This window comes from Mycobacterium ostraviense (assembly GCF_002705925.1).
Classification (GTDB): domain Bacteria; phylum Actinomycetota; class Actinomycetes; order Mycobacteriales; family Mycobacteriaceae; genus Mycobacterium; species Mycobacterium ostraviense.
Genome location: NZ_NKRE01000001.1, coordinates 3,529,009 through 3,552,878 on the forward strand (window position 1 = coordinate 3,529,009; position 23,870 = coordinate 3,552,878).

General features: G+C 66.5%; 25 protein-coding genes and 1 pseudogene. 13 read left to right on the forward strand and 13 right to left on the reverse strand.

What is annotated here, in order from left to right; translation table 11 throughout:
* Nucleotides 1-13: 13 nt before the first annotated feature.
* The 4 genes from ipdC to echA20 are packed head-to-tail and all read right to left on the reverse strand — an operon-like array spanning nucleotide 14 to nucleotide 3,436.
* Nucleotides 14-1,084: a (3aS,4S,5R,7aS)-5-hydroxy-7a-methyl-1-oxo-octahydro-1H-indene-4-carboxyl-CoA dehydrogenase gene (gene ipdC / locus CDN38_RS16350; RefSeq protein WP_099319058.1), complete on the reverse strand. Its 1,071-nt coding sequence runs from the start codon at nucleotides 1,082-1,084 to the stop codon at nucleotides 14-16.
* A complete protein-coding gene (ipdB, locus tag CDN38_RS16355) occupies nucleotides 1,084-1,824 on the reverse strand; it encodes a cholesterol ring-cleaving hydrolase subunit IpdB (RefSeq protein WP_075510165.1) in 741 nt (246 codons plus the stop codon). The genes ipdC and ipdB overlap by 1 nt, the downstream gene beginning before the upstream one ends.
* Nucleotides 1,821-2,696 (reverse strand): cholesterol ring-cleaving hydrolase subunit IpdA, encoded by an 876-nt coding sequence (gene ipdA, locus CDN38_RS16360; protein WP_075510164.1) that lies wholly within the window; start codon nucleotides 2,694-2,696, stop codon nucleotides 1,821-1,823. The genes ipdB and ipdA overlap by 4 nt, the downstream gene beginning before the upstream one ends.
* Nucleotides 2,693-3,436, reverse strand: coding sequence for a (7aS)-7a-methyl-1,5-dioxo-2,3,5,6,7,7a-hexahydro-1H-indene-carboxyl-CoA hydrolase (gene echA20, locus CDN38_RS16365; protein ID WP_036406203.1), 744 nt, complete (start codon nucleotides 3,434-3,436; stop codon nucleotides 2,693-2,695). The genes ipdA and echA20 overlap by 4 nt, the downstream gene beginning before the upstream one ends.
* A gap of 85 nt (nucleotides 3,437-3,521) precedes the next feature.
* Here echA20 and CDN38_RS16370 point away from each other — a divergent pair, with 85 nt between their 5' ends.
* The 4 genes from CDN38_RS16370 to CDN38_RS29515 all read left to right on the forward strand — a co-directional run bounded on the left by CDN38_RS16370 (nucleotide 3,522) and on the right by CDN38_RS29515 (nucleotide 7,246).
* Nucleotides 3,522-4,289: an SDR family oxidoreductase gene (locus tag CDN38_RS16370; RefSeq protein WP_233027201.1), complete on the forward strand. Its 768-nt coding sequence runs from the start codon at nucleotides 3,522-3,524 to the stop codon at nucleotides 4,287-4,289.
* 20 nt (nucleotides 4,290-4,309) lie between these two features.
* Nucleotides 4,310-5,215 carry an SDR family oxidoreductase gene (locus CDN38_RS16375; RefSeq protein ID WP_075510162.1) on the forward strand — a complete coding sequence of 302 codons (906 nt, stop codon included), beginning with the start codon at nucleotides 4,310-4,312 and terminating at the stop codon, nucleotides 5,213-5,215.
* 52 nt (nucleotides 5,216-5,267) lie between these two features.
* Nucleotides 5,268-5,933 (forward strand): hypothetical protein, encoded by a 666-nt coding sequence (locus CDN38_RS16380; protein ID WP_075510161.1) that lies wholly within the window; start codon nucleotides 5,268-5,270, stop codon nucleotides 5,931-5,933.
* 152 nt (nucleotides 5,934-6,085) lie between these two features.
* Nucleotides 6,086-7,246: a PGRS repeat-containing protein gene (locus CDN38_RS29515; protein ID WP_099319059.1), complete on the forward strand. Its 1,161-nt coding sequence runs from the start codon at nucleotides 6,086-6,088 to the stop codon at nucleotides 7,244-7,246.
* A gap of 195 nt (nucleotides 7,247-7,441) precedes the next feature.
* Here the strand turns inward: CDN38_RS29515 and CDN38_RS16390 are convergent, their stop codons facing one another.
* The 3 genes from CDN38_RS16390 to CDN38_RS16400 are packed head-to-tail and all read right to left on the reverse strand — an operon-like array spanning nucleotide 7,442 to nucleotide 9,450.
* Nucleotides 7,442-7,897 carry a nitroreductase family deazaflavin-dependent oxidoreductase gene (locus CDN38_RS16390; RefSeq protein WP_075510159.1) on the reverse strand — a complete coding sequence of 152 codons (456 nt, stop codon included), beginning with the start codon at nucleotides 7,895-7,897 and terminating at the stop codon, nucleotides 7,442-7,444.
* Nucleotides 7,898-7,915: 18 nt separating this feature from the next.
* Nucleotides 7,916-8,290, reverse strand: a complete 375-nt coding sequence (locus tag CDN38_RS16395; protein ID WP_075510158.1) for a DUF8021 domain-containing protein — start codon at nucleotides 8,288-8,290, stop codon at nucleotides 7,916-7,918.
* Nucleotides 8,290-9,450, reverse strand: coding sequence for a steroid 3-ketoacyl-CoA thiolase (locus tag CDN38_RS16400; protein WP_075510157.1), 1,161 nt, complete (start codon nucleotides 9,448-9,450; stop codon nucleotides 8,290-8,292). The genes CDN38_RS16395 and CDN38_RS16400 overlap by 1 nt, the downstream gene beginning before the upstream one ends.
* Before the next feature lie 200 nt (nucleotides 9,451-9,650).
* Here CDN38_RS16400 and CDN38_RS16405 point away from each other — a divergent pair, with 200 nt between their 5' ends.
* The 6 genes from CDN38_RS16405 to ltp2 are packed head-to-tail and all read left to right on the forward strand — an operon-like array spanning nucleotide 9,651 to nucleotide 15,690.
* Nucleotides 9,651-10,952, forward strand: a complete 1,302-nt coding sequence (locus CDN38_RS16405) for a cytochrome P450 (RefSeq protein WP_075510156.1) — start codon at nucleotides 9,651-9,653, stop codon at nucleotides 10,950-10,952.
* On the forward strand, nucleotides 10,952-12,028 hold the full coding sequence (locus tag CDN38_RS16410; RefSeq protein ID WP_075510155.1) for an acyl-CoA dehydrogenase family protein: 1,077 nt from the start codon (nucleotides 10,952-10,954) through the stop codon (nucleotides 12,026-12,028). Before CDN38_RS16405 ends, CDN38_RS16410 begins: the two co-directional genes overlap by 1 nt.
* On the forward strand, nucleotides 12,013-13,176 hold the full coding sequence (fadE29, locus tag CDN38_RS16415) for an acyl-CoA dehydrogenase FadE29 (protein WP_075510154.1): 1,164 nt from the start codon (nucleotides 12,013-12,015) through the stop codon (nucleotides 13,174-13,176). The genes CDN38_RS16410 and fadE29 overlap by 16 nt, the downstream gene beginning before the upstream one ends.
* The gene (locus CDN38_RS16420) at nucleotides 13,173-14,120 is read left to right on the forward strand and encodes a bifunctional MaoC family dehydratase N-terminal/OB-fold nucleic acid binding domain-containing protein (RefSeq protein ID WP_075510153.1); all 948 of its coding nucleotides are present in this window, start codon (nucleotides 13,173-13,175) and stop codon (nucleotides 14,118-14,120) included. The genes fadE29 and CDN38_RS16420 overlap by 4 nt, the downstream gene beginning before the upstream one ends.
* Nucleotides 14,117-14,518, forward strand: a complete 402-nt coding sequence (locus CDN38_RS16425) for a MaoC family dehydratase (RefSeq protein ID WP_075510152.1) — start codon at nucleotides 14,117-14,119, stop codon at nucleotides 14,516-14,518. Before CDN38_RS16420 ends, CDN38_RS16425 begins: the two co-directional genes overlap by 4 nt.
* Entirely contained in the window at nucleotides 14,518-15,690 is a 1,173-nt protein-coding gene (gene ltp2 / locus CDN38_RS16430) for a 17-hydroxy-3-oxo-4-pregnene-20-carboxyl-CoA lyase (protein ID WP_075510151.1), read from the forward strand. The genes CDN38_RS16425 and ltp2 overlap by 1 nt, the downstream gene beginning before the upstream one ends.
* 24 nt (nucleotides 15,691-15,714) lie before the next feature.
* Here the strand turns inward: ltp2 and CDN38_RS16435 are convergent, their stop codons facing one another.
* The 3 genes from CDN38_RS16435 to CDN38_RS16445 form a co-directional block, all read right to left on the reverse strand.
* Nucleotides 15,715-17,181 (reverse strand): PE domain-containing protein, encoded by a 1,467-nt coding sequence (locus CDN38_RS16435; protein ID WP_075510150.1) that lies wholly within the window; start codon nucleotides 17,179-17,181, stop codon nucleotides 15,715-15,717.
* 93 nt (nucleotides 17,182-17,274) lie between these two features.
* On the reverse strand, nucleotides 17,275-17,706 hold the full coding sequence (locus tag CDN38_RS16440) for a type II toxin-antitoxin system VapC family toxin (RefSeq protein ID WP_075510149.1): 432 nt from the start codon (nucleotides 17,704-17,706) through the stop codon (nucleotides 17,275-17,277).
* Nucleotides 17,703-17,960, reverse strand: coding sequence for a ribbon-helix-helix domain-containing protein (locus tag CDN38_RS16445; protein ID WP_075510148.1), 258 nt, complete (start codon nucleotides 17,958-17,960; stop codon nucleotides 17,703-17,705). Before CDN38_RS16445 ends, CDN38_RS16440 begins: the two co-directional genes overlap by 4 nt.
* A gap of 147 nt (nucleotides 17,961-18,107) precedes the next feature.
* Between CDN38_RS16445 and CDN38_RS16450 the strand changes: the two genes are divergently transcribed.
* Nucleotides 18,108-18,947: a type IV toxin-antitoxin system AbiEi family antitoxin gene (locus tag CDN38_RS16450; RefSeq protein ID WP_075510147.1), complete on the forward strand. Its 840-nt coding sequence runs from the start codon at nucleotides 18,108-18,110 to the stop codon at nucleotides 18,945-18,947.
* 491 nt (nucleotides 18,948-19,438) lie between these two features.
* On the forward strand, nucleotides 19,439-19,708 hold the full coding sequence (locus CDN38_RS29520; RefSeq protein WP_082276914.1) for an Mtp family mycobacterial-type pilin: 270 nt from the start codon (nucleotides 19,439-19,441) through the stop codon (nucleotides 19,706-19,708).
* A gap of 118 nt (nucleotides 19,709-19,826) precedes the next feature.
* On the opposite strand, the gene CDN38_RS16460 is transcribed toward CDN38_RS29520, so the two are convergent.
* The 3 genes and pseudogenes from CDN38_RS16460 to CDN38_RS30935 all read right to left on the reverse strand — a co-directional run.
* Entirely contained in the window at nucleotides 19,827-21,143 is a 1,317-nt protein-coding gene (locus CDN38_RS16460; RefSeq protein ID WP_075509054.1) for an MATE family efflux transporter, read from the reverse strand.
* Nucleotides 21,144-21,275: 132 nt separating this feature from the next.
* Nucleotides 21,276-23,270: a serine/threonine-protein kinase gene (locus CDN38_RS31895; RefSeq protein ID WP_075509055.1), complete on the reverse strand. Its 1,995-nt coding sequence runs from the start codon at nucleotides 23,268-23,270 to the stop codon at nucleotides 21,276-21,278.
* Nucleotides 23,271-23,449: 179 nt separating this feature from the next.
* Nucleotides 23,450-23,578 (reverse strand): annotated as a pseudogene (locus CDN38_RS30935) (multicopper oxidase domain-containing protein); the annotation flags it as partial.
* Between the two features lie 102 nt (nucleotides 23,579-23,680).
* Between CDN38_RS30935 and CDN38_RS29525 the strand changes: the two are divergent.
* Nucleotides 23,681-23,857, forward strand: coding sequence for a hypothetical protein (locus CDN38_RS29525; RefSeq protein ID WP_161951577.1), 177 nt, complete (start codon nucleotides 23,681-23,683; stop codon nucleotides 23,855-23,857).
* Nucleotides 23,858-23,870: the final 13 nt, after the last annotated feature.

Genomic DNA, 23,870 nt, shown 5'->3' on the forward strand with positions numbered 1-23,870 from the left:
GCTCGGCAGCCGTTCAGTCGGCTACCAACGCCGACGCCGCCCGCAGGTGCGCGACGGCGTCGCACACGATCGTCTCGATCAATTCCGCGCACGACGGCAGGTCGTCGAGGATGCCCGCAACCTGGCCCGACGCCAGCACCCCGGCATCGGTGTTGCCATCGACCAGGCCGGCCTTGAGCAGCATCGGGGTGTTGGCCGCCATCACCACCTGCGACCAGGTCAATTCCTTGCCGTGGCGCATGGCCAGGCCGTCGCGGATCATCGATCGCCAGCTCATCTGCGACATCTTCTTGAATTTGGCGGCATTTCGCACTGCGGCGGTGAAACCCCTTACCCGCGAACCGCTTTCTAGCTTCTCGACCAGACCCGTGCGCAGCACCCGGTGCGGCATGCCGTCGACGCGGGTGGTGACGACGGTGCCATCCAGTGCGGCCTGAAGATAGCGCTGTTTCACCGCGTCGGGCACGGTGGAATCCGACGTCAGCAGAAACCGGGTGCCCATGGCAACCCCAGCCGCGCCGTACGACAGCGCTGCGGCTAGCCCGCGCCCGTCGAAGAAACCGCCCGCGGCGATCACCGGGATGCCGGTGCCCCGCACGGCGTTCAGGACCGACGGCAGCAGCAGCGTGGTCGCCACCGGTCCGGTGTGGCCGCCGCCCTCGCCGCCCTGCACGATCATCGCGTCGGCGCCCCACGCCGCGACCTTGCGGGCGTGTTTGGCCGCTCCAATCGACGGGATGACCACTGCGCCGGCCTCTTTCAGCCGGGCGATCAACTCGGGTTTGGGCGCCAGGGCGAACGAGGCGACATTGACACCCTCGCGGATCATCAACTCGACGCGGTCCGGCGCGTCGGCGGCGTCGGCGCGGATGTTGACCCCGAACGGCTTGTCGGTGGCGGCCTTGACTTTGCCGATGGCCGTCGCCAATTCGTCCAGGGTCATGGTGGCCGACGCCAGGATGCCGAGGCCGCCCGCGTTGGCGGTGGCCGACACCAGTCGGGCGCCGGCCACCCAGCCCATGCCGGTCTGCACCACCGGATGCTCGACGCCGACCAGCTCGGTCAGCGGGGTCTTGAGCCGCACTATCGAATCTCTCTATCGCGCAACGCCTTCGGATCGATGACCTCGCGGATGAGCCGCAGCTCGTCGTCCGTCGGTTGCCGGGATTCGTCGGCGTCGCCGAGACCGTGCACCTCGAATGAGGTGGCTTCGCGGACGTCGTTGGGCGCGACGCCGGGGTGCAGGGACACCGCGTGCATGGTGTGGTCCGGGCCGCCGAAGGCGAACACGCCGAGGTTGGTCACCACCCGGTAGACGTTGACGAACCGGAATGCCGGGTTGCCGGGGTCGACCTTGTCGTAGCCGATGCCGGAGACGATGTCGACGGTGTCGCTGAACACCCGCTTCGAGTGATTGCCGACCCAGTAACTGGTGGCGTGATTGATGGTGTTGCCGGGCGAGCCGCGGACCCCGAACATCTGCCGGGTCGGGTGCTGCAGCGGCCCGAACGCCGAGATGTTCTGGTTGCCATAGCGGTCAACCTGATTGGCGCCCATCACCACATGGCGTCGGCCCCAGGCCAGCGTCTCGAACACCCGGCCGAACGGCATCCAGCCTTCGACGGCTCCGGTCTTGCCGAGCGGCGGGGTGTCGGCGAGCAGCTGCGCCTCGCCGTCGGTGAGCAGGATGTCCGGGGAAAAGGTCAGCCGCGCCAGCCGCGCCCCGACCGAGGCCATGGTGGTCATCGGACTGACCATGATCTCGCCTGCGTCCCGGAACAATTCGGCGCAGGCGACCGCGCATATCTCGGCCCGGGTGCTCATGACGACGCTCCAAACTTCCGTACCGCGGCCTGGTAGTCGTCTTCGCAGCCGGAAAGATAGGTGGCGACGAACTGCCGCCAGCCGTCCGCCGTCGACGCCGCCTCGGCATAGTGCCGCTGGAATTTCTCATCGCGGCCGTAATCCGGTGCGGCGGTGGTGAAGTGGGCCCCACCGGGCGCTTCGACCACTGCGTCGGCCATCATCCGGTTCACCAGCAGCGCTTGCGGCGGAACGGCTTTGACCAGCTCCTCGGTGGAGACGATGCGCTCGACCGACAGGAAGCGCTTCTCGGCGGCCATCAGAAAGAGGTCGTCGAAGTAGGGGTCGATGCCGGTGTAGGCCGCATTGCCGTGGCAGTCACCGAGATTGAGGTGGGCGAAAGCGGCGTCCAGGCGCAGCGCAGGCATGGCGATGAGGGTTTCGTGTCCGCCGTCCGTCGGGTAGGGACTGGTCACGGTGGCCAACTCGCCCTCCCAGAAGTCCGGGACCGAGCTGCCCAGGCCGGCCCGGATCGGCAGGAACGGCAGCCGCTGCGCGGCCGCGTGCAGCCCGCAGCGCAGCATGCCTTCGTCCATTTCCCGGGCCTCGATGGCGCCGCTGGTCCGGGCCTTGGCGAACCAGGGGTCGTAGAACGGCGGCGAGTCCAGCGAGACGAACCCGTAGTAGACCCGCTTGACTTTCCCGGCCGCACACAGCAGTCCCAAGTCCGGTCCGCCGTAGGTGACCACCGTGAGGTCGGTGACATCGGTGCGCAGCATGGCGCGCACGAAAGCCATGGGTTTGCGCCGCGAACCCCAGCCGGCGATGCCGATGGTCATGCCGCTGCGCAACTGCGCGACGGCGTCGTCGAGCGTGGTTCGTTTGTTGCTCATGACTTCTTCACGAACGCGTCGCGGTGCTCGTCGGACACCCCCGCCAGGTTGAGCTCGAAGGTAAAGCCTTGCTCCATGCGGTAACTCGAGTTGACCCGTTGCACGTCGATGAAGTTGAGCGCCTCCTTGGCGGCGCGGATGACCCGGGTGTCCTTGGCAGCGATGTCCCGCGCCACCCGCAGGGCCGCCTCGTCGAGTTCGGCGCGGGGCACCACCTCGTGCACCGAGCCGAAGTGATGCAACGTGGCGGCGTCCACGGTGGTGGCGGTGAAGAACAGCCGTCGCATCATGTGCTGCGGAACCAGCCGTGACAGATGGGTCGCCGCGCCGAGCGCGCCGCGCTCCACCTCCGGCAGCCCGAACCTGGCGTCGTCGGAGGCCACGATGACATCGGAGTTGCCGACCAGGCCGATGCCGCCGCCCACACAGAATCCGTTGACGGCGGCGATCACCGGCACCGCGCATTCGTAGACGGCGCGGAACGCGGCAAAGCAGCCGCGGTTGGCGTCGATCAGCGCGGTGAACCCCTCCGTCCGCTGCATTTCCTTGATGTCCACACCGGCGTTGAAGCCGCGGCCCTCGGCGCGCAGGATCACCGCGTGGGTCTCGGGGTCGGCGCCCGCGGCCGTGACGGCCTCGGCGAGGTCGAACCAGCCGCGTGACGGGATGGCGTTGACGGGCGGGTAGTCGACGGTGACCGCGACTATGCCCGGCTCGAGGGTGGCGGATGTGATTGTCAATTGGCACTTCCTGTCGGAAATCCGGGTACCTGAGCAAGCACTTGCTTGGTACGCTAGCACAGTGACCCGCACCGAAGGAGGCCCGCTGGCTGGAGAAGCCATCAATCTGGGACTGGCCGGGCGGGTGGTGTTGGTGACCGGCGGCGTTCGCGGGGTAGGCGCCGGCATCAGCGCGGTCTTCGCCGACCAGGGCGCGACCGTCATCACCTGCGCACGACGCGTCGTCGAAGGCCTGCCGTATGAGTTCCACGCCTGCGACATTCGCGACGAGGACTCGGTGGGCCGGATGATGGGCGCCATCGCAGAACGCCACGGACGCCTCGACGTGTTGGTCAACAACGCGGGAGGGTCGCCGTACGCCCTGGCGGCCGAGGCCACGCATAATTTTCACCGCAAGATCGTCGAGCTCAATATGCTTGCGCCACTGCTTGTTTCGCAGCAGGCTAACGCGGTGATGCAGAAGCAGGAGCGCGGCGGGGCGATCGTGAACGTCTGCAGCGTCAGCGGTCGGCGTCCCACTCCGGGCACCGCTGCCTACGGGGCGGCCAAGGCCGGGCTCGAAAACCTCACTGCCACACTAGCAGTGGAATGGGCTCCGAAGGTCCGGGTCAACGCGGTGGTGGTTGGCATGGTCGAGACCGAACAGTCCGAGTTGTTCTACGGAGACGCCGAGTCGGTAGCCCGCGTCGCGGCCACCGTGCCATTGGGCCGGCTGGCAACACCCGCCGATGTCGGTTGGGCCGCAGTGTTTTTGACGTCCGATGTGGCTTCGTATATCAGCGGCGCCACGCTGGAGGTGCACGGCGGCGGCGAACCGCCGCCGTATCTGGCCGCCTCGAGCGCCAACAAGTAACGAGTCAAGGAGCGCAGGGTATGGGTTTGGTGGACGGCCGTGTCGTGATCGTCACCGGAGCGGGCGGCGGTATCGGTCGCGCGCATGCGCTGGCCTTCGCGGCCGAGGGCGCACGCGTCGTGGTCAACGACATCGGGGTGGGACTGGACGGTTCGCCCGCGAGCGGCGGCAGCGCGGCGCAGGGCGTGGTGGACGAGATCACCGCGGCCGGTGGCGAAGCCGTCGCCAACGGATCCGACGTGTCCGACTGGAACCAGGCGGCCGGCCTGATCCAGACCGCCGTCGAAACCTTCGGTGGCTTCGACGTTTTGGTGAACAACGCCGGCATCGTGCGCGATCGGATGATGGCCAATACCAGCGAGGAGGAGTTCGACGCCGTCATTGCCGTGCACCTCAAGGGCCACTTCGCCACGATGCGGCATGCCGCGTCGTATTGGCGGGGGATCTCCAAAGCGGGCCAAACGATTGACGCCCGGATCATCAACACCAGCTCCGGCGCGGGCCTGCAGGGCAGCGTCGGGCAGGGCAACTACAGCGCCGCCAAGGCGGGCATCGCGGCGATGACGCTCGTCGGCGCCGCGGAGATGGGCCGCTACGGCGTCACCGTCAACGCCATCGCACCGTCGGCCCGTACTCGCATGACCGAGACCGTTTTTGCCGAGATGATGGCCAAGCCCGACGAGGGTTTCGACGCGATGGCGCCGGAGAACATCTCCCCGCTGGTGGTGTGGCTGGGCAGCGCCGAATCCCGCGACGTCACCGGAAAGGTGTTCGAGGTCGAGGGCGGCATCATCCGGGTCGCCGAGGGCTGGGCGCACGGCCCGCAGGTCGACAAGGGCGCGCGATGGGATCCCGCCGAGTTGGGGCCCGTCGTCGCCGACCTGCTGGCTAAGTCGCGGCCGCCGGTTCCGGTTTACGGGGCCTGACTGAGTTTAGGCGGTACGGCCCGACTGCCCGGCCCGCGCTATTTTGCTTCGCATGGATGAACCCGTGGCACGATCGCTCGGCGAGCTGGCTCGGCCCAGTGGCCTCTCGGCCGTCTTTTGCGCCGGCGCCTCCCCGCTGGGCCACCGGTGGGAGCTCCGCGGAACCGATAACGCTCTGCTGGCCCGTACCGCCCGAGTGCACAGCGGCGGCAAAGCGGCACAGAAGTTCTGGAAGCTCGTGACCTTGACGGGCATGGATGTCGGCAACGACATCCACGTCGAGGTGCGCGGAGCGGGCGGCGCGGTCTTGGCTCGGATCAGCTCCATCAACGAGAAGCCGGCTCCAGTGACGCTCAGTGATCCCGACCGGCGGCAAATCGCCAAGACCGTCCGCAAGAAGGACGATGTGACCCTATTCGGGTCCGACGACAGCGTCCTCGCTCACCTGGTCTGCGACGGCGACGGGCCCTGGTCGGTGCTCGACAGTGCCGCCGTTGTGGTGGGCCAGCTGGTTGGCAGCGAGCCGGGACCGTCGCTCAGGCCGGAGCTTCTCGAGTCGTTGTTGTTCCCGCGGGAGGCGATCAATTCGGCGGCGTACAAGCAGAGTCAGCATCTGGGGTTGCGCCGGGTGACGCGCTACACGTTCCTGCCGGCGACCGGGAATACGCCGTCGTTGCCGCTGGCGTTGCTTCCGTTGATGGCCGGACTCACCTACTGAGTTATTTGCGGCTGCAGTACCTACGAGACGCCGGAAATCCTGGCGAAGTCCAGGACGTGCTGCTTTCAACCGCGATGCGGTGCGTCTTTACCGACCACGTCGCGGGTGCTCGGACACCAGCAGGGATGTCATCACCCATTGGGAGGTGTCAGATGTCGACTTTGATCGCGCCACTGCCGCCGGTGCGACAGGCTGTGCTCAATGCGATCAACGCGCCTGCCGAGGCGCTTACCGGGCGCCCGCTGATCGGCAACGGCGTCAACGGGGCCCCGGGCACTGGAGCCAACGCCGCGCCGGGCGGGTGGTTGCTCGGCGACGGCGGATCCGGCGGGTCGGGGGCGGCGGACATTGGCCAAGACGGCGGGACCGGCGGGGCCGCCGGACTGTTGGGCTCCGGAGGCGCCGGGGGAGCCGGCGGAAGCTCCGCGACGGGTAATGGCGGGGCCGGTGGGACCGGTGGAGCCGGCGGATGGTTCTCGGGCAACGCCGGCGTCGGCGGGGCCGGCGGACCAGCAACGGGATTCGGGCTCACCAGGGTCGGCGGGGCCGACGGGACCGGCGGTGTCGGGGGGCTGTTGGGCTCCGGCGGGGCCGGTGGGGCCGGTGGATTCGGCCTGCTCGGCACCGGAGGCGCCGGGGGGACGGGCGGCGCCGCCGGATCGCTTGCCGGATTGGTCGGCGCCGGCGGCGGTAACGGCGGGAACGGCGCGTTCGGCCACGCCACCGGGGGTGCCGGTGCAGCCGGCGGCAACGCCGGCCTGATCGGCGGGCCCGGCGGGGCCGGTGGCGTCGCCGGGGTTGGCGCCGTCAATGGCGGTCGCGGCGGCGATGCCGGCAATGCCGGCCTGCTGTTCGGCAGCGGCGGGCTCGGTGGTACCGGCGGAGTCGGCGTGGGCGGCAAGGGCGGGGCCGGAGGTAACGGCGGCGATGCGGGGCTGCTGTTCTCCAGCGCCGGGCCTGGCGAGGCCGGCGGCTTCGGCGGTTCGACCGGCGGAGCCGGGGGCAGCGGCGGCGACGCCGGCCAACTCGGCTGCGGCGGGATCGGCGGGGCCGGTGGGTTCGGCACTATCACCGGCGGGACCGGCGGGACCGGCGGGACCGGCGGGCGGCTGGTGGGCGTCGGTGGTGCCGGCGGCGCCGGCGGTGACAGCACGACGACCGGCGGCGACGGCGGCGACGGCGGCAACGCCGTGCTGATCAGGAACGGCGGCAACGGCGGCAACGCCGGAACGGGCCCGACCAGCGGCGCCGTGGGGACCGGCGGTACCGGCGGGAACCTGTTGGGCGTCAACGGGTTTGACGGATTGGCGTAGCCGCCGGTTGGCCGCCGGCGGACGGCTGTGCGGGCACCAATCGCCGAGCGTGCACTGAGCGCGAATTTCCTTTCGACTTTTCGCACTGGCTGCACGCTGGATGAGCCGTTCGCACGCTAGTCGCCACGCGTTGAGTACGCGGCGATCGGAGCTGACGCCCGGGGTTGGTCGACCCGCCGGGCAAGCTCGCCGACGCTACGGTTCGCAGACCACGATCGGGATGGTCCGGTCGGTCCAGGACTGGTAGTCCTCGTAGGTCGGGTACATGTCGACCAATCGCTGCCAGTACTTGGCGCGCTCCTCGTCGGTGGCGTCGCGCGCGGTCAGATTGAGGACGTCCTTTTTGATCTGTACCTGAACCTTGGGGTTGGCTTTGAGGTTCAGGTACCACATGGGGTTCTTCGCGGCGCCGCCCTTGGAGGCGGCGACAATCACCCGCTGGCCATCGCGCATGAAGTACAACGGGCTGACCCGCGGCTGGCCGGTCTTGCGGCCAGTGGTGGTCAGCAAGGCGACCGGAATCTTCTGGAACGTGCCGCCAAGACCCTCGCCGCCGTTGCGGCGGTACATCCACGTGTTGAGACCCGACATCCACTTGATCAGAACGTCGGTGAACGGCGAATTCAGATACTTCGGCGGTGACTTCGGCATGACGACATCCTAAGCGCGCTACCGCTGAACGAATGGCCGCAAGCTGGCCCTGATGTGATGGATCAACCCGTCCTCGGCGGGGATCAAAAACGTCTCGTCCACGCGCGACGCGATCCGCCGCCCGGCGAATGCGACCTTGGTCAGCACGTCGTACGTCGCATGCACCTCGTCGCCGACGATGCGATAGTCCGGTGGTGTGGCATCGGCGATCACCCGGTACTGCGGTCCGCGGTTGAGGCTGCGCCGCAGGTGAGCACCGGAAAACCCGGTCTTGACGCCCTGCTCGACCCGGGTGCAGCCGGGCGCGAACGGCACCTTGTCGGCATCGTGACTGACCAGTGCGTCGATGTAGGCCTGCGCCGCGGCGATGCGGTCTTCGTCGGAGACCACCATCAGATTCGTTCGATGATGGTCCCGGTGGACAGGGCACCGCCAGCGCACATGGTGATCAGCGCGGTGCTTTGGTTGGTGCGCTCCAGCTCGTGCAATGCTGTGGTGATCAGCCGGCTGCCGGTGCAACCCACCGGATGGCCCAAGGCAATCGCGCCGCCGTTGACGTTGACCCGGTCCATGTCCGGCTCGTGGACCCGCGCCCAGGACAGCACCACGGAGGCGAAAGCCTCGTTGATCTCGGTGATGTCGATGTCGCCCATCTTCATGCCGGCCTTTTCGAGCACCCTCGCCGTCGACTGCACCGGACCGTCCAGGTGGTAGTAAGGCTCGGCGCCGACGAGCGCCTGGCTGACGATCCGGGCGCGCGGCTTCAAGCCGAGCGCCTTGGCTTTGTCTTCGTCCATCCACAACACCGCGGCCGCGCCGTCGGAGATCTGCGATGACGTGCCCGCGGTGTGAATGCCGCCTTCCAGCACCGGCTTCAGCTGGCCCAGCCCCTCCATGGTGGTGTCCCGCAGGCCCTGGTCGCGGCCGACCATGTGCCGCTCGCTGGTGGGTTGCTTTTGCTCGTCGAGCACCGGCGCCTCGATGGGCGAGATTTCCCGGTTGAAACGGCCCTCGTCCCAGGCGCGCTTGGCGCGTAACTGCGACTGGAACCCGAAAGCATCGATGTCCTCGCGGGTGATGCCGCGGCGCTTGGCGATTCGCTCGGCGGCCTCGAACTGGTTAGGCATGTCGATGTCCCACGACTCCGCCCGCCAGTTGCGGTCGGGCCCCGCGTTGGCCCCCAGGCCGACCCGGCTCATCGCCTCGATTCCGCAGGCGATGCCGACGTCGATCGCGCCGACTGCGATCAGCCCGGCGATCAGGTGATTGGCCTGCTGCCCGCTGCCGCACTGGCAGTCGACGGTGGTGGCGCCGACGTGGTCGGGCAACCCCACGGTCAACCACGCGGTGCGGCTGATGTTGTTGGACTGCTCCGCGAATTGGGTCACGCAGCCGCCGATGACCTGCTCGACAGCTCCGGCGTCGATCCCGGCTTTGTGCACCAGTGCCTTTTGCACCGCTCCCAGCAGCTCGGTGGCGTGCAGACCTGACAGCCACCCATTTCGCTTGCCGATCGGGCTGCGCGTGGCCTCGACGATTACCGGGTTACCCATGAAGCCAGGCTAGAACACGTTTCATTACTATGACAAGCGACGATGCGTCGGTGCCTTTTGTCTGCGGTGGAGGCATGTTTTACTGGCAATAGAGCATCACTAGGACAACTAGTGTCCTTGGATCGCCTGGCGCGAGCTAGCGCACGTTAGCGCAAGTTGGCGCACGTTGGTCAACGAAGACTGCAGTTAGGAGAATTACCGTGCCTTGCCCCGATCTTCCTCCCGGGTTCGATTTCACCGACCCGGACATCTATGCCGAGCGGCTTCCGGTCGCCGAGTTTGCCGAACTGCGGGCGTCCGCGCCGATCTGGTGGAACGAGCAGGCACCCGGCCACGGCGGCGGCTACCACGACGGCGGCTTCTGGGCGATCACCAAGCTCAAGGACGTCAAGGAGGTGTCGCGGCGCAGCGACGTGTTCTCCAGCTGGGAGAACACCGTGATCCCGCGGTTCCACAATGACATCGCCCGCGAGGACATCGAGGTGCAGCGGTTCGTCATGCTCAACCAGGACGCGCCCCACCACACCCGGTTGCGCAAGATCATCTCGCGCGGGTTTACGCCGCGGGCCGTCGGACGCCTAGAGGCCGAACTCAGCGAACGGGCCCACAAGATTGCCAAAGCGGCCGCAGCCGAAGGTTCCGGCGACTTCGTCGAGCAGGTGTCGTGTGAGCTGCCGCTGCAGGCGATCGCGGGTCTGCTGGGTGTGCCGCAGGAGGATCGCGGGAAGCTGTTCCACTGGTCGAACGAGATGACCGGCACCGAAGACCCGGAATTCGCGCACGTCGACCCGAAGGCGTCGTCGGTGGAGTTGATCAGCTACGCGATGAAGATGGCCGAGGACAAGGCCAAGAACCCGGGTGACGACATCGTGACCCAGCTGATTGAGGCCGACATCGACGGCGAAAAGCTCTCCGACGACGAGTTCGGCTTCTTCGTGGTGATGCTCGCGGTGGCCGGCAACGAGACCAGCCGCAATTCCATCACCCAGGGCATGATGGCGTTCGCGGACCACCCCGAGCAGTGGGAGCTGTACAAGAACGAACGTCCGGAGACCGCCGCCGACGAGATCGTCCGCTGGGCCACTCCGGTCACCTGTTTCCAGCGGACCGCGCTGCAGGACTACGAGTTGTCCGGTGTGCAGATCAAGAAGGGCCAGCGGGTGGTGATGTTCTACCGCTCGGCCAACTTCGACGAAGAGGTCTTCGAAGACCCCTACACGTTCAACATCTTGCGCAACCCCAACCCGCACGTGGGCTTCGGCGGCACCGGCGCGCACTACTGCATCGGAGCCAACTTGGCCCGGCTGACCATCAACCTGATGTTCAACGCCATCGCCGACCACCTACCGGACCTCAAGCCGATCGCGGCGCCGGAGCGGTTGCGGTCGGGCTGGCTCAACGGAATCAAGCACTGGCAGGTCGACTACGCCGGCAAGTGTCCGGTAGCCGCCAGTACGCCCGGTGCGGTGACGGGCGACGTCTCGAGTTCCGTGGCGCGGTAATGGACTTCGATCTCACCGCGGAACAGCAGGCGGTTGCCGACGTAGTCACGTCGGTGCTGCAGCGGGACACCTCCTGGGCTGCGCTGGTCGACGGCGGCGTGACGGCATTGCCGGTTCCGGAACGCCTCGGCGGCGACGGCGTCGGGCTGCTCGAGGTGGGGACCGTGCTGACCGAAGCCGGGCGGCACGGTGCCATTACCCCGGCATTGGCAACACTGGGCCTGGGTGTGGTGCCGTTGCTCGATCTGGCCACCGACGATCAGCAGGACCGTTACCTGGCCGGGGTCGCCAAGGGGTCGGTGCTGACCGCGGCGCTCAACGAGCCGGGCGCACCCTTGCCCGACCGTCCGTCTACCAGCTTTGCGGGCGGCAGGTTGTCGGGCACCAAGATCGGTGTGGGGTATGCCGCGCAAGCGGATTGGATGGTCGTTACCGCCGACAACGCCGTCGTGGTGGTGTCACCGAAAGCCGACGGGGTGCAGCTGGTGCGCACGCCGACGTCGAACGGGTCCGACGAGTACTCGGTGACGTTCACCGATGTAGTGGTTGCCGAATCCGATGTTCTGGTGGGCGCTTCGGCGTACCGGGTCAACCAGCTGGCTTTAGCGATGGTGGGTGCGTATGCCGACGGGCTGGTGGCGGGTGCGTTGCGGTTGACTGCTGACTACGTGGCTAACCGGAAGCAGTTCGGCAAGCCACTGTCTACTTTCCAGACCGTGGCCGCGCAGCTCGCCGAGGTCTATATCGCTTCGCGCACCATCGATTTGGCGGCCAAGTCGGTGATCTGGCTGCTGGCCGAAGGTCGTGACGCCGATGACGACCTCGACGTGCTCGGATATTGGTTGACGTCGCAGGCGCCGCCGGTGATGCAGATCTGTCATCACCTTCACGGGGGTATGGGAATGGACATCACCTATCCGATGCACCGGTATTACTCCACGATCAAAGACCTCACCCGGTTGCTGGGCGGGCCGTCGCACCGTCTCGAGATCGTGGCGATCGCAAGCGCGGCGCAGCCGGGCGCGGCGGGTCGCCACGTAGATGACCCCGTGGGAGCGCAATGTTCATCGACTTGACTCCGGAGCAGCGGCAGCTGCAAGCCGAGATACGGCAATACTTTTCGAATTTGATCTCGCCCGATGAGGCCAAAGAAATGGAGAAGGACCGGCATGGTGCCGCCTACCGCACGGTGATCCGCCGGATGGGCCGCGACGGCATGCTCGGCGTCGGGTGGCCAAAGGAGTTCGGCGGCCATGGTTTTGGCCCGATCGAGCAACAAATCTTCGTCAACGAGGCGCATCGGGCCGACGTGCCGCTGCCCGCGGTGACGTTGCAGACCGTCGGCCCCACCCTGCAGGTGTACGGCAGCGAGCTGCAGAAGAAGAAGTTCCTGCCGGCGATCCTGGCGGGGGAGGTGCACTTCGCCATCGGCTACACCGAACCCGAAGCCGGCACCGACCTGGCATCGTTGCGGACCACCGCCGTGCGTCAGGGCGACGAGTACATCGTCAACGGCCAGAAGATCTTCACCACCGGCGCCCATGACGCCGACTACATCTGGCTGGCCTGCCGTACCGACCCGGAAGCCGTTAAGCACAAAGGCATTTCGATTTTGATTGTCGACACGAAGGATCCCGGCTACTCGTGGACGCCGATCATCCTGTCCGACGGCGCTCACCACACGAATGCCACTTACTACAACGACGTGCGGGTGCCGGTTGACATGATCGTCGGTGCGGAGAACGGCGGCTGGCGGCTGATCACCACCCAGCTCAACAACGAGCGGGTGATGCTGGGCCCGGCCGGCCGCTTCGCCAGCATCTACGACCGGGTGCGCACCTGGGCGTGCCGGCTGGGCGCCGACGGCGTCGCACCGATCGACCACGACGACGTCAAGCGCGCACTCGGTGAGATCCACGCGACCTGGCGGATCAACGAGTTGCTCAATTGGCAGGTGGCTGCCGCGGGCGAGGACATCAACGTGGCCGACGCCGCAGCAACGAAAGTGTTTGGCACCGAACGTGTTCAGCGTATCGGGCGGCTCGCCGAGGAGATCGTCGGCAAATACGGGAACCCCGCCGAACCGGACACCGCCGAGCTGCTCGAGTGGCTGGACTCCCAGACCAAACGCAACCTGGTGATCACCTTCGGTGGGGGCGTCAACGAAGTCATGCGGGAGATGATCGCCGCCGCGGGCCTCAAAGTGCCGAGGGTGCCCCGATGACCGACATCCGCGAAGCGATCACGCAGATCAAGGCGGCCGGCAGTAGCAAGCCGCGCGCTGCCCGGGACCCGGTGAACCAGCCGATGATCAACAACTGGGTGGAGGCCATCGGCGACCGCAACCCGATCTACGTCGACGACGATGCCGCCCGGACTGCCGGCCACCCGGGAATTGTCGCGCCACCGGCCATGATCCAGGTCTGGACGATGTACGGGCTGGGCGGGCAACGTCCGAAGGACGACCCACTGGGTCCCGTCATGAAGCTGTTCGACGAGGCGGGCTATATCGGTGTGGTTGCCACCAACTGTGAGCAGACCTATCACCGGTACCTACGGCCCGGCGAACAAGTCACGATCACCGCCGAGCTCGGTGAGGTCGTCGGGCCCAAGCAGACCGCACTCGGTGAGGGCTGGTTCGTCAACCAGCACACCGTCTGGCGCGTCGGCGACGAGGATATCGCCGAAATGGACTGGCGCATACTCAAATTCAGGCCAGCTACGTCGGCTGGCGCTGCGGTTCCCGACGATTTGGACCCCGACGCGATGATGCGGCCGTCGTTGTCGCGTGACACCGCGTTCTTCTGGGAAGGCGTTGCAGCTCACGAGTTGCGCATCCAACGGCGGCCCGACGGCAGCTTGCAGCATCCGCCGGTGCCGGCGGTGTGGCAGGACCCTACCGCGCCGATCAACTACGCAGTGTCCAGCGGTCGCGGCACGGTGTTCAGCTTCGTGGTGCATCACGCACCGAAGGTGCCCGGACGCACCCTGCCCTTCGTGATCGCGCTGGTTGAGCTCGAGGAAGGCGTGCGCATGCTGGGTGAGTTGCGCGACGTCCACCCGTCACGGGTGCAGATTGGAATGCCGGTTCGGGCAATGTATATCGACTTCCCGGCGGGTGATTCCGGCCCGGAGTGGACTCTCTACGCCTGGGAGCCGGACGCATGAGCGCCCCGGTTGTTGCGGTGGGCGCGCAGCTGCCCGAGCTGAACCTGTATGGCGACCCCACGTTCATCATCTCGACGGCGTTGGCCACCCGTGACTTTCAGGACGTACACCACGACCGGGACAAGGCGCAAGCCAAGGGTTCCAAGGACATTTTCGTCAACATCCTCACCGACACTGGCCTGGTGCAGCGTTACGTCACCGACTGGGCGGGGCCGTCTGCGCTGATCAAATCGATCGGGTTGCGGCTGGGCGTGCCGTGGTACGCCTACGACACGGTCACGTTCTCCGGCGAGGTGACCGCCGTGGCGGACGGACTGATCACGGTAAAGGTGCTGGGCCGCAACAGCCTTGGTGACCATGTGATCGCGACGGTCAAGCTGACGATTGGGGATGCCTAGTGTTGTCGGGTAAGGCCGCCATCGTCGGCATCGGCGCCACCGATTTCTCCAAGGACTCCGGCCGCAGCGAGCTGCGGCTGGCAGCGGAGGCGGTGCTGAATGCGCTGGAGGATGCCGGCTTGAGTCCGGCGGACGTCGACGGGTTGACCACGTTCACGATGGACACCAACACGGAGATCGCGGTGGCGCGGGCGGTCGGCATCGGTGAGCTGAAGTTCTTTTCCAAGATCCACTATGGCGGCGGCGCCGCCTGCGCGACCATCCAGCACGCGGCGATGGCCATCGCGACCGGGGTGACCGACGTAGTGGTGGCCTACCGGGCGTTCAACGAGCGGTCCGGCATGCGGTTCGGCCAGGTGCAGACCCGGCTCGTGGGAAACGCGGGCGCGCAGGCTGATTCGACGGCGGCGGACAACTCCTTCTCATATCCGCATGGGCTTTCGACCCCGGCAGCACAGGTCGCCATGATCGCCCGTCGCTACATGCACCTGTCGGGTGCGACCAGCCGCGACTTCGGCGTCATCTCGGTGGCTGACCGCAAGCACGCCGCCAACAATCCGAAAGCCTACTTCTATCAGAAGCCGATAACCATTGAGGACCACCAGAATTCACGATGGATCGCCGAACCGTTGCGGTTGCTGGACTGCTGCCAGGAGACCGACGGCGCGGTGGCGATCGTGGTGACGTCGGCTGAGCGCGCGCAGGACCTCAAGCAGCGGCCCGCAGTCATCGAGGCGGCGTCGCAAGGGTCGAGCCCGGATCAGTACACCATGGTCAGCTACTACCGGCCCGAACTCGACGGTCTGCCCGAGATGGGTCTGGTGGGCCGGCAGCTGTGGGCGCAGTCGGGACTGTCGCCGGCCGACATCCAGACCGCGGTGCTCTACGACCACTTCACCCCGTTCACGCTGATTCAGTTGGAGGAGTTGGGATTCTGCGGCCGCGGTGAAGCCAAAGATTTCATCGCCGACGGCGCGATCGAGGTGGGTGGACGGCTGCCGATCAATACCCATGGCGGCCAGCTCGGTGAGGCCTACATCCACGGAATGAACGGCATCGCCGAAGGTGTGCGGCAGTTGCGGGGCACCTCGGTGAACCCGGTGCCCGGTGTCGAGCACGTGCTGGTCACCGCGGGGACGGGCGTACCGACGTCCGGGTTGATTCTCGGCTGAAGCGTAGTAGGCAGGCCCCGGTGATTACGCCGGCAGGATGATCCCGGCGGTCGGCCCCAGGAATATCGCCTGGCCGCCGGGCGCGATGTAGCCGCCGGTGGGCCCGTAAATGCCGTACATCGGGCTGAGCGGGCCCGCCCCGGCATAAATGTCGTTGATCCAGCCCGTGGACAGGGTGTACACGGCCGAGGTGGCGCCGGGCGGGGAGAACCCGGTCACCAGCTGAAGGATCACGTCGAGGACGGGGTTGAAGCCCAGCATCGAGTCGACATGCGAGCCGTTGACGATCTCGGCTCCGACGAACTGATTTGGGTACAGACTGACCAGTTGATTCGTGGTGGCACCGAAGGCGTTCCACGCCTGCGGCGGCGCGGCCACCGTATAGACCGGGACATTCGCCGCCTGCAGGTTGGCTACCGCAGCCCCGAAAGTCGCGGCGTTGTTGGCGACCCCGTCGAACATCACCACACCGCGAAGGTGGTTGGTGGCCCCGCCGAGGGCCGCGAGGTAATTGCCGCCGGCTATCGTGGCCAGGCCACCGCCAGCGGAGTGTCCAGACAGAATGAAGTCCTGCGGCAGCGTGCCGAAGTAACCGGCCTGGTTCGCGCTGATGTTCAGCGCTGTCTGGGAACCCAGGAACAACGAGGCCACGCCCTGTTGCATTTCCGGGCTGCCTATCCACAGGCCGAACGGCAACGGAATGGACGGCACGGTGGGAGTAACCACGATGCTGTTGGTCTGCTGTGCGAGCTGGACGGCCAGTGGCTCGTAGAACCAACCTATCGCCCCGAAGCCGTGCTGCAGATAGATGACACCGGTGGCGTTCACCGAACCGTCCGCCTGCGTCGGGAAGTACCAGTGAGCAGGGGCGGGGTAGTTGAACTGAGGAATCGTAAAGCCCAGGAACGACGACGGGCCGATCGGAATTTGCAGGAAGGAGAAGCCCGCCCTGACCCCGGTTACCCCGTTGGTGGCCGGAGCAGCGAGGGCTTGGGTGGCGGCGTAGTTCACCGCCCCGGACAGGCCCGCCTCGTTGGTGGCTGTGTTCAGCAACGTGCTGGGCTGAGTTGCGCCGACACCTCCGATGGCCCCGGTGGCCCCGGCGGCGCCGTTACCGAACACCGGGCGCCCGATCAGCCGCTCGATGGGTGCGAACATCCCCGAGCTCTCAGCCTGGTGCAGCAGCATGCGCAGTGGCGAGGTGTTCGCGGCCTCGGCGGCCGCATAGGCGGCCCCGGCCGTGCTCAACGCACGCACAAACCCGGCGTGGAACAGTGTCGTCGTCTGCGCGCTCAGCGCCTGAAACTCTCGGGCGTAGCTGCCGAAAAGGCCGGCGATGGCCGCCGACACCTCATCACTGGCCGCCGCGATGATTCCCGTCGTCGATGGCGCCGCCGCAGCGGCGGCCCCTTTGATCGCCTCACCGATCCCGGTCAGATCCCCCGACGCTAGGGCAATAGCCTCGGGTGCCGCGATCACGTACGACGACATCGGCCGCTCCAATCCCCGGTGGCCCGACAACGTCAGGACAGCTAGGAAATGGTACCCAGGTTCTCGAACGTCGATGGCCAGTTTGGCGCGGGTCTAGGTTTGCAGCGGATCAATCCATCGCACACCTGAGAAGCGAGTGAAGTCGACGTCGGTGGAACACAGTTCGGCACCGTGCTCGACAGCCAAAGCGGCCAGATGCGCGTCGCTGGTCAGATTTCCCGCCGTGCCAAGCGGTGTAAGCAACCCGCGGAGGACGGTTGCGTGGCGATCCGTGGGATGTGCGACCGTTACACAGGGTTGGGCCAACCATCCGTCAACGATGTCGAAGGACTGGTCGACGGTCAAAGGACGCTCGAATATCGCTGCGCGCGTGGATAACCGGACAAAACCGACGAGGACGTGCCAGGCGAAAGCGACGGTGGCCGAACCCGACAACGTGTCGTCGAGCCACTCGCGTGCCGCCTCGTGGCGAGCCGTCGACTCGTCGATTGCATAGATGAGGAGGTTGAGGTCAAGCAGTTTCATTTGCGAAGCGCAAGCTTGCGTAAGGTCTCCGCGTCCTCGTCTCCCGCGGCCAACGCCAACGCTTTGTCGATATCGACTCCGGCCCGCAGTCCAAGGTCGCGACTGGGCGTGCGATAGCGGCGACGGGTGGATTCGCCACTCAATCCACGCCGCACCGCGTCGTTCAGCACTGCCTTGAACGACATGCCCCGCTCACGGACTGCGCGCTGTAGCGCAGCGACGACATCAGGATCCAGCGTCACGGTAGTACGCACTATGCAATCATAGCATCAACTTAGATGCTGTCATGATGCCACACCTGGTTGGTTTGCAATGTGACGCTGCAGTCACGTTCGGGTCCGAACGTGACTGCAGCGTCACGCTGGCAACCCGTGTCGGTGGTCGCTGGCACACTGCGCGCCATGGGGGAGCCCTTTATCGGCAGTGAGGCAGTAGCGGCGGGCATCGCATCAGCTAGCCAGTTGCGGCGTGGCTATACGCGGGTGTTTCGCGATGTCTACGTCAGTGAAGGAACCGAGCTTACGCAGGCGGTGCGGGCACGTGCGGCCTGGCTCTGGTCCAGACGCCGCGGGGTCATCGCGGGTTTCGCCGCTGCGGCTCTGCATGGCAGTAGCTGGGTGGACGAGGACCGGCCAGTGGACATCATTCATGACAACCGTCACCGGCTGCCGGGCTTGCAGATCTGGGGCGACCGGCTGGAAGACGACGAGATCCAACTGGTCGACGGCATTCCGGTTACCACGCCGGCGCGTACTGCTCTTGACCTCGCCTGCTGGCATCCAACGACAACAGCGGTCGCCGCTCTCGACGCCCTTGCCCGCGCGACCGAGTTCAAAGTGGCCGACGTGGAGTTGCTGGCCGCCCGGCACCGTGGGCGTCGTGGACTGGAGCGTGCTCGTGTCTCGCTCGATCTCGTCGACGCGGGCGCACAATCCCCGAAGGAAACGTGGCTGCGGTTGGTGTTGGTGCAGGCAGGGTTGCCGCGGCCGCAAACGCAAATTCCGGTGCTCGACGAGTTCGGCGATGCTATTGCCTACCTCGATATGGGTTGGGAGGACATCAAAGTCGCGGTCGAGTACGACGGCGAGCAACATCGCAGTGATAGGCGCCAGTACACCTGGGATGTTCGACGACTGGAATTGGTCGACCGTCGCGGCTGGACCGTGGTCAGGGTGGTTGCGGGGGATCGGCCCGCCGAGATTCTTCGCCGCGTTCGCGCCGCCCGTGCGCGTCGAATGTGACGCTGCAGTCACGCACCGGCTCGAACGTGACGATGCAGTCACGCCCGGGCGAAAGAAAGAGGAGAGGGCACCAGCTCGATACCGCTGAGCACAACGGACCGGCATCCGATCCTCACGCACCCACGCATACGCCGTCTGCGGATGCACACCCACCGACCGCGCCCACGCCGCCAACTTCACACCGGCTAATCAAACAGACATTCACTCACAAACACGTACATTTACGCGCGTCTTGCCGAACAATTCGCAACCCTCACGGCTGGGGTGCGATGTGGCGCCTACCGACTAGCCACTTGCGCCGTTTCCGTGGCTGGCCGTATACCGGAACCGTCTCTCAACCGAGCCGCAGGGAATCGCCGCGGCCGCCGAACCTGTCCAAGGTCGGCTTCTCCCCGGACGACGCCACTGGCGCTGAGCGTTGTGGACGGGATCGGAGGCGCCGGGGCCGCACGCGCAAGTTTGCCGAGCTGAATCGCGGGTATCCCCGGGTCATGAGGAAAAAGGTCAGCAAACAAAAGGTGGCAATCGCTGCGGCGACGATCGCGATCGCAGCCGGTTTTGGGGTAGGCGGTGCGGCTGATGCCCAGGCGCGGCCAGCGCCCCTCCCGACTGACCCGTGGTGCCCCGGGTGGTACTGGAACCCCGCTTGGGGGCCCAATTGGGATTGGGACCACTGCCATGACTCTTACCGCGGCGGCGGACACGGCGGCGGACACGGCGGCGGATACGGCGGCGGCGGACACGGCGGCGGCGGACACTAGTGCAGCGTGTGGTGGCTGCCTGGCAGCCTGAGGGCTGAATCCCAGTCAGCCGCGGTAGTGGTCTTCGCCGCCCAGGGGGCGAACGTCTACGCTGAGGAGGCGCTGAGGAGCCGGTCCGTCAGCCGGTCCCTGTGACCAACCAGCGACCGGAGAGGGTGCGAACGCCGACGAGGATAAGTCGGAGCGCGGTAAATGTGGCGAGACCGGACCAGATTCCTGCCAGCCCCCAGCCGAATACGAGTGACAACCAGATCAGCGGCAAGAAACCGACTGATGCGGCTATCACGGTGGCGTTGCGCAGGAACTTCGCGTCTCCCGCGCCGAGGAGCACCCCGTCCAGACCCCAGACGATCCCGGCGATGGGAAGCTGGCCGGCCAGAAACCACCAGGGCACCTGGATCATCGCCAGCACCGACTGGTCGTCGGTGAACAGCTCGGGCACCACGGGCGCCCCAACGGCGAGTAGCAGCGCCGACGCCGAGGCTGTCAGCAGCGAGAACGCCGTAATGCGCCCCGCCACCGACTTGGCGTTCGCGGTATTGGCAGCCCCCAGCGCGGCTCCGACCAGCGCCTGTGCCGCGATGGCCAGCGAATCAAGCACCAGCGCGAAGAAATTCCATAACTGCACCACCACTTGATGCGCCGCAACCGCCGCGGCCCCGAACCTGGCGGCTACCGCTGCGGCCGAGACGAAACAAACTTGGAAAGCGACGATGCGGACGAACAGATCGCGGCCCAGCACCAGCTGCGCCCTCAGCACCGCACGGTCGACGTGCAGTGAGATCTCTTCGGCCAGCAACGCCCTGCAAAACAGCAGTGCAGCCAGCCACTGCCCGGCCAGATTCGCCGCCGCTGAGCCGGGCAGCTCCAGGCGTGGCAGACCCAGCCATCCGTAGACCAATAGCGGGCACAGCAGCGCCGATAGCCCAAAGCCCGCGACGACATAGCGCAGGGGACGCACAGTGTCCTGCACCCCGCGCATCCACCCATTCCCCGCCAGCGAGACGAGAATCGCCGGCGCGCCCAAAATCGCGATTCGCAGCCAACGCAACGCCGCCTCGGCGATATCACCGCGGGAGGCGATCACCGACACCAACGGCAGGCCCGCAGCTTCCACCACGATGGTGATCACCGCGCCGATGGCCAGCGCTAGCCATGTCGCCTGTGTCCCTTCGTTGACGGCCGCCGCACGATCGCCGGAGCCGAAGAACCGTGCTGCTCGCGCCGTGGTTCCGTAGGACAGGAACGTCAATTGCGACTCGCTGAGCACCAGCCCGCCAATGGCCAAACCCGCCAGCGGAAGCGCGCCCAGATGCCCGACCACCGCGGTGTCGAACAGCAGATAGAGCGGCTCGGCGGCCAGCACGCCTAGTGTGGGCAGCGCCAGCGCCGCCACCTGTCGCCCACCGGCACCGGGCCGGGATTTGTCAGTCAACGCTGATCAGCCTCGTCGGAAGTCCTCGGCTTGCTCTTGCCCGATGCGCCTGTCGGCGCGCAATGCGCTGACGACGGCGACGCAAAGCCGCACACAGCTGCCGCGCAGCACTTGTCCCAGGCTATTTGACAGCTAATCGCCGGTACGGTCGAATTTTTCGTCGAAATGTGCGCTGTGGTTACAGGAACCGCTCTGTTCGTGATGACCGCGCCCGGTGAGCAGCGTAATCGGGTCCTGCGGTGGTTGGGGCAGCGAAAACTCCGCGGTTTCCTTGACCGGCGCTGTGCCCCCGTTGGCGCACTTTCCGTCCGCCCCACTGGACCAGGTCCAGCTCCCGCTGCTGAACACGAGTGGCTTCGAACCATCGGGCGGCGCGTGGAAAAAGCTCATGCAGCGATCACCTGTGCGAAGACAATCGGTACGAACAACCCAGTCGTACACGTTCGGTTTCATCCCCGCCTCTTCCCAGGTGATCGTGTCGCGGTACCGGCCGTGCAGCGCCTCGGCCGGCGACACCACCCGCGGCGGCTGGCTCGCCGGGTCGGCAACGCTATTGACGTCGACGTCTCCGGTGCGGGTGAAGGTCACCAGCGTTCTTGTCGCGCAGCCGTTGGCGCTGGTCTTGCTGACTTCACCGGCCAGCGTGCTGTCCGGACGCGGCTGCAAGGTCATCACCACCCAGAATTCGGAGGGAGCGTCGCGGCACGTGTCGGTGCTGAGGCCCACGGCCAACCAGCGTCCGCCGACATCGTCGAAAACCATCGCCGACAGCGCTGGGGTTTCGCCACTAATGCGTGACGCCGTCGCCAGGCACCCGGTGGGGCGGCATACCGAGCGCACGCCCCACGTGGTTGTCGACGGCTTCGAACCGGCGACAGGCCCGCCGTCGAGGCCAGGGCCGAATGCCTGTCCATAGTCGCCTTTGTATGTCCCGGTGAAGGGTCCTCCGGGGGAACCCGCGCTGCTCGCCGCCCCGGCGCTCGGCGGCGCCGATGTGGAAGGATGTTCGTGCCCGGCAAGTTTGACGATCGCGAAGATGCCGCCACCCCCGATCAGCAACGCAACGGCCACCAAAGCGCCAACCAAGAGGTGGGTGCGCCGCCGCTCCCGCCGCTTGCCGGCCGGTGGCGGTGACGGTGCTGGTAATGGTGGTGGTAACGATGGTGGTGATGGTGGTGATGACGATGGCAGCGGCCGGACAGGCGCATAGCCTGCGCCTGCCATTTGGGTGTCTTGGGCGTTTGGCCCGAGGATCGGTTGTGGCCCGAACCGGGTAGGGGCGGTGCCCCAATCCAACGCGCGGTGCAGCTGAGCAGCGAAGTCCTGGCAGCGGGCGAATCGCTCGGCCGGTTTCTTGGCCATCGCCGTGGCGAACACCGGCTCCAGCGGCGCCAATTCGGGGCGGTGTTGGCCGATCGGTGGCGGCGGGGCCATCACATGCTTAGTGATGACGATCGCAGCGCTGGGATAGTCATAGGGCTGCCCGCCGGTGAGCAAGTGAAAAGCACTGCAGGCCAACGCATACTGATCTGCGCGGCCGTCGATGGGCTCACCCATCAGCTGTTCGGGCGCGGCATAGGCAATTGTGCCCATGGAAACGTTGGTGGCGGTCAGACCCGCGGTGTCATCGACAGACCGGGCGATGCCGAAGTCGGCCAAAAATATCCGTTGTGCTTCCGAACCCGGGTCCGCGATCAGGATGTTCGAGGGTTTGACGTCACGATGCAACAGACCGCGCTGATGCGCGTAATCCAGGGCCGCCGCCACGGCGGTGACGATCTGCATGGCCAGGATTACCGGCATCCCGCTGGGATAGCGCTCGCGCAACAGTCTCGCTGCGTCAGTGCCAGCGACAAAGTCCATCGAAATCCAGAACTGGCCACCGAACTCGCCCCGGTCGTGGATGCCGACAATGTTGGGATGCGAAAGGGTGGCGGCGATGTCGGCTTCGCGCACAAACCTGGCCCGGTATTGCGGGTCAGCGGTGAGCTGCGGCGAGAGCACCTTCAGGGCATCTTGGCGCGGCAACCGCGGATGCTGGGCCAGATATACCGTGCCCATAGCGCCCGCACCGAGCACCCGCAGAATGGTGTAACCCGCAAAAACCTCACCGACCGCCATTGGCATGGGCAAATAATAGGTCCGCGCGGCCAGTTAGTCCCGGAAGCGGGCGTCAAAGCGGCGGTATCCGATACCGCGCAGTGAAGCTGGCTTTGTCGTGTTCCTCGCGACGGCACCAGGATGACCGGCGGCCGCCAGGGTGGCAACGGCGGTGAAAGCCGGACCTCAGTGGGCACCACCGGATACCCGGCCGCGATATTCGCCGTGGCCGGAAAGACACCGTCCATATCGTTGCGGATCGCGATGCCATGCCAATGCGCCGACGTCGGACCGCTCAGCCGGTTCTTGACCGTAATCGCCAGCTCATCGCCGATCGGAGTGGCGGACCACCGGATGCAGATCGGCCGCCCGAAGCGAAACTTGTTAATGACAATCATGTTCATTAAAGTCGGATTCATGTGCAGGAGCGGCAGCAAGTGTCACGTCGAGCGATAGAAGTCCTGGCCACCGCCAACGCGGATAGCGCGGTGCTCACCCAGGGCGGGGAGGGGCTGGGTCCCAGGGCGGTCGCGGTGGCTCAGTCGCGAACCGGCCTCTTGAACAAGGACGGGCAGGCCTTGGCGTCACATCAGAGCCCCCGCGGTGCGCCGTGATCGTCCCGCTGTG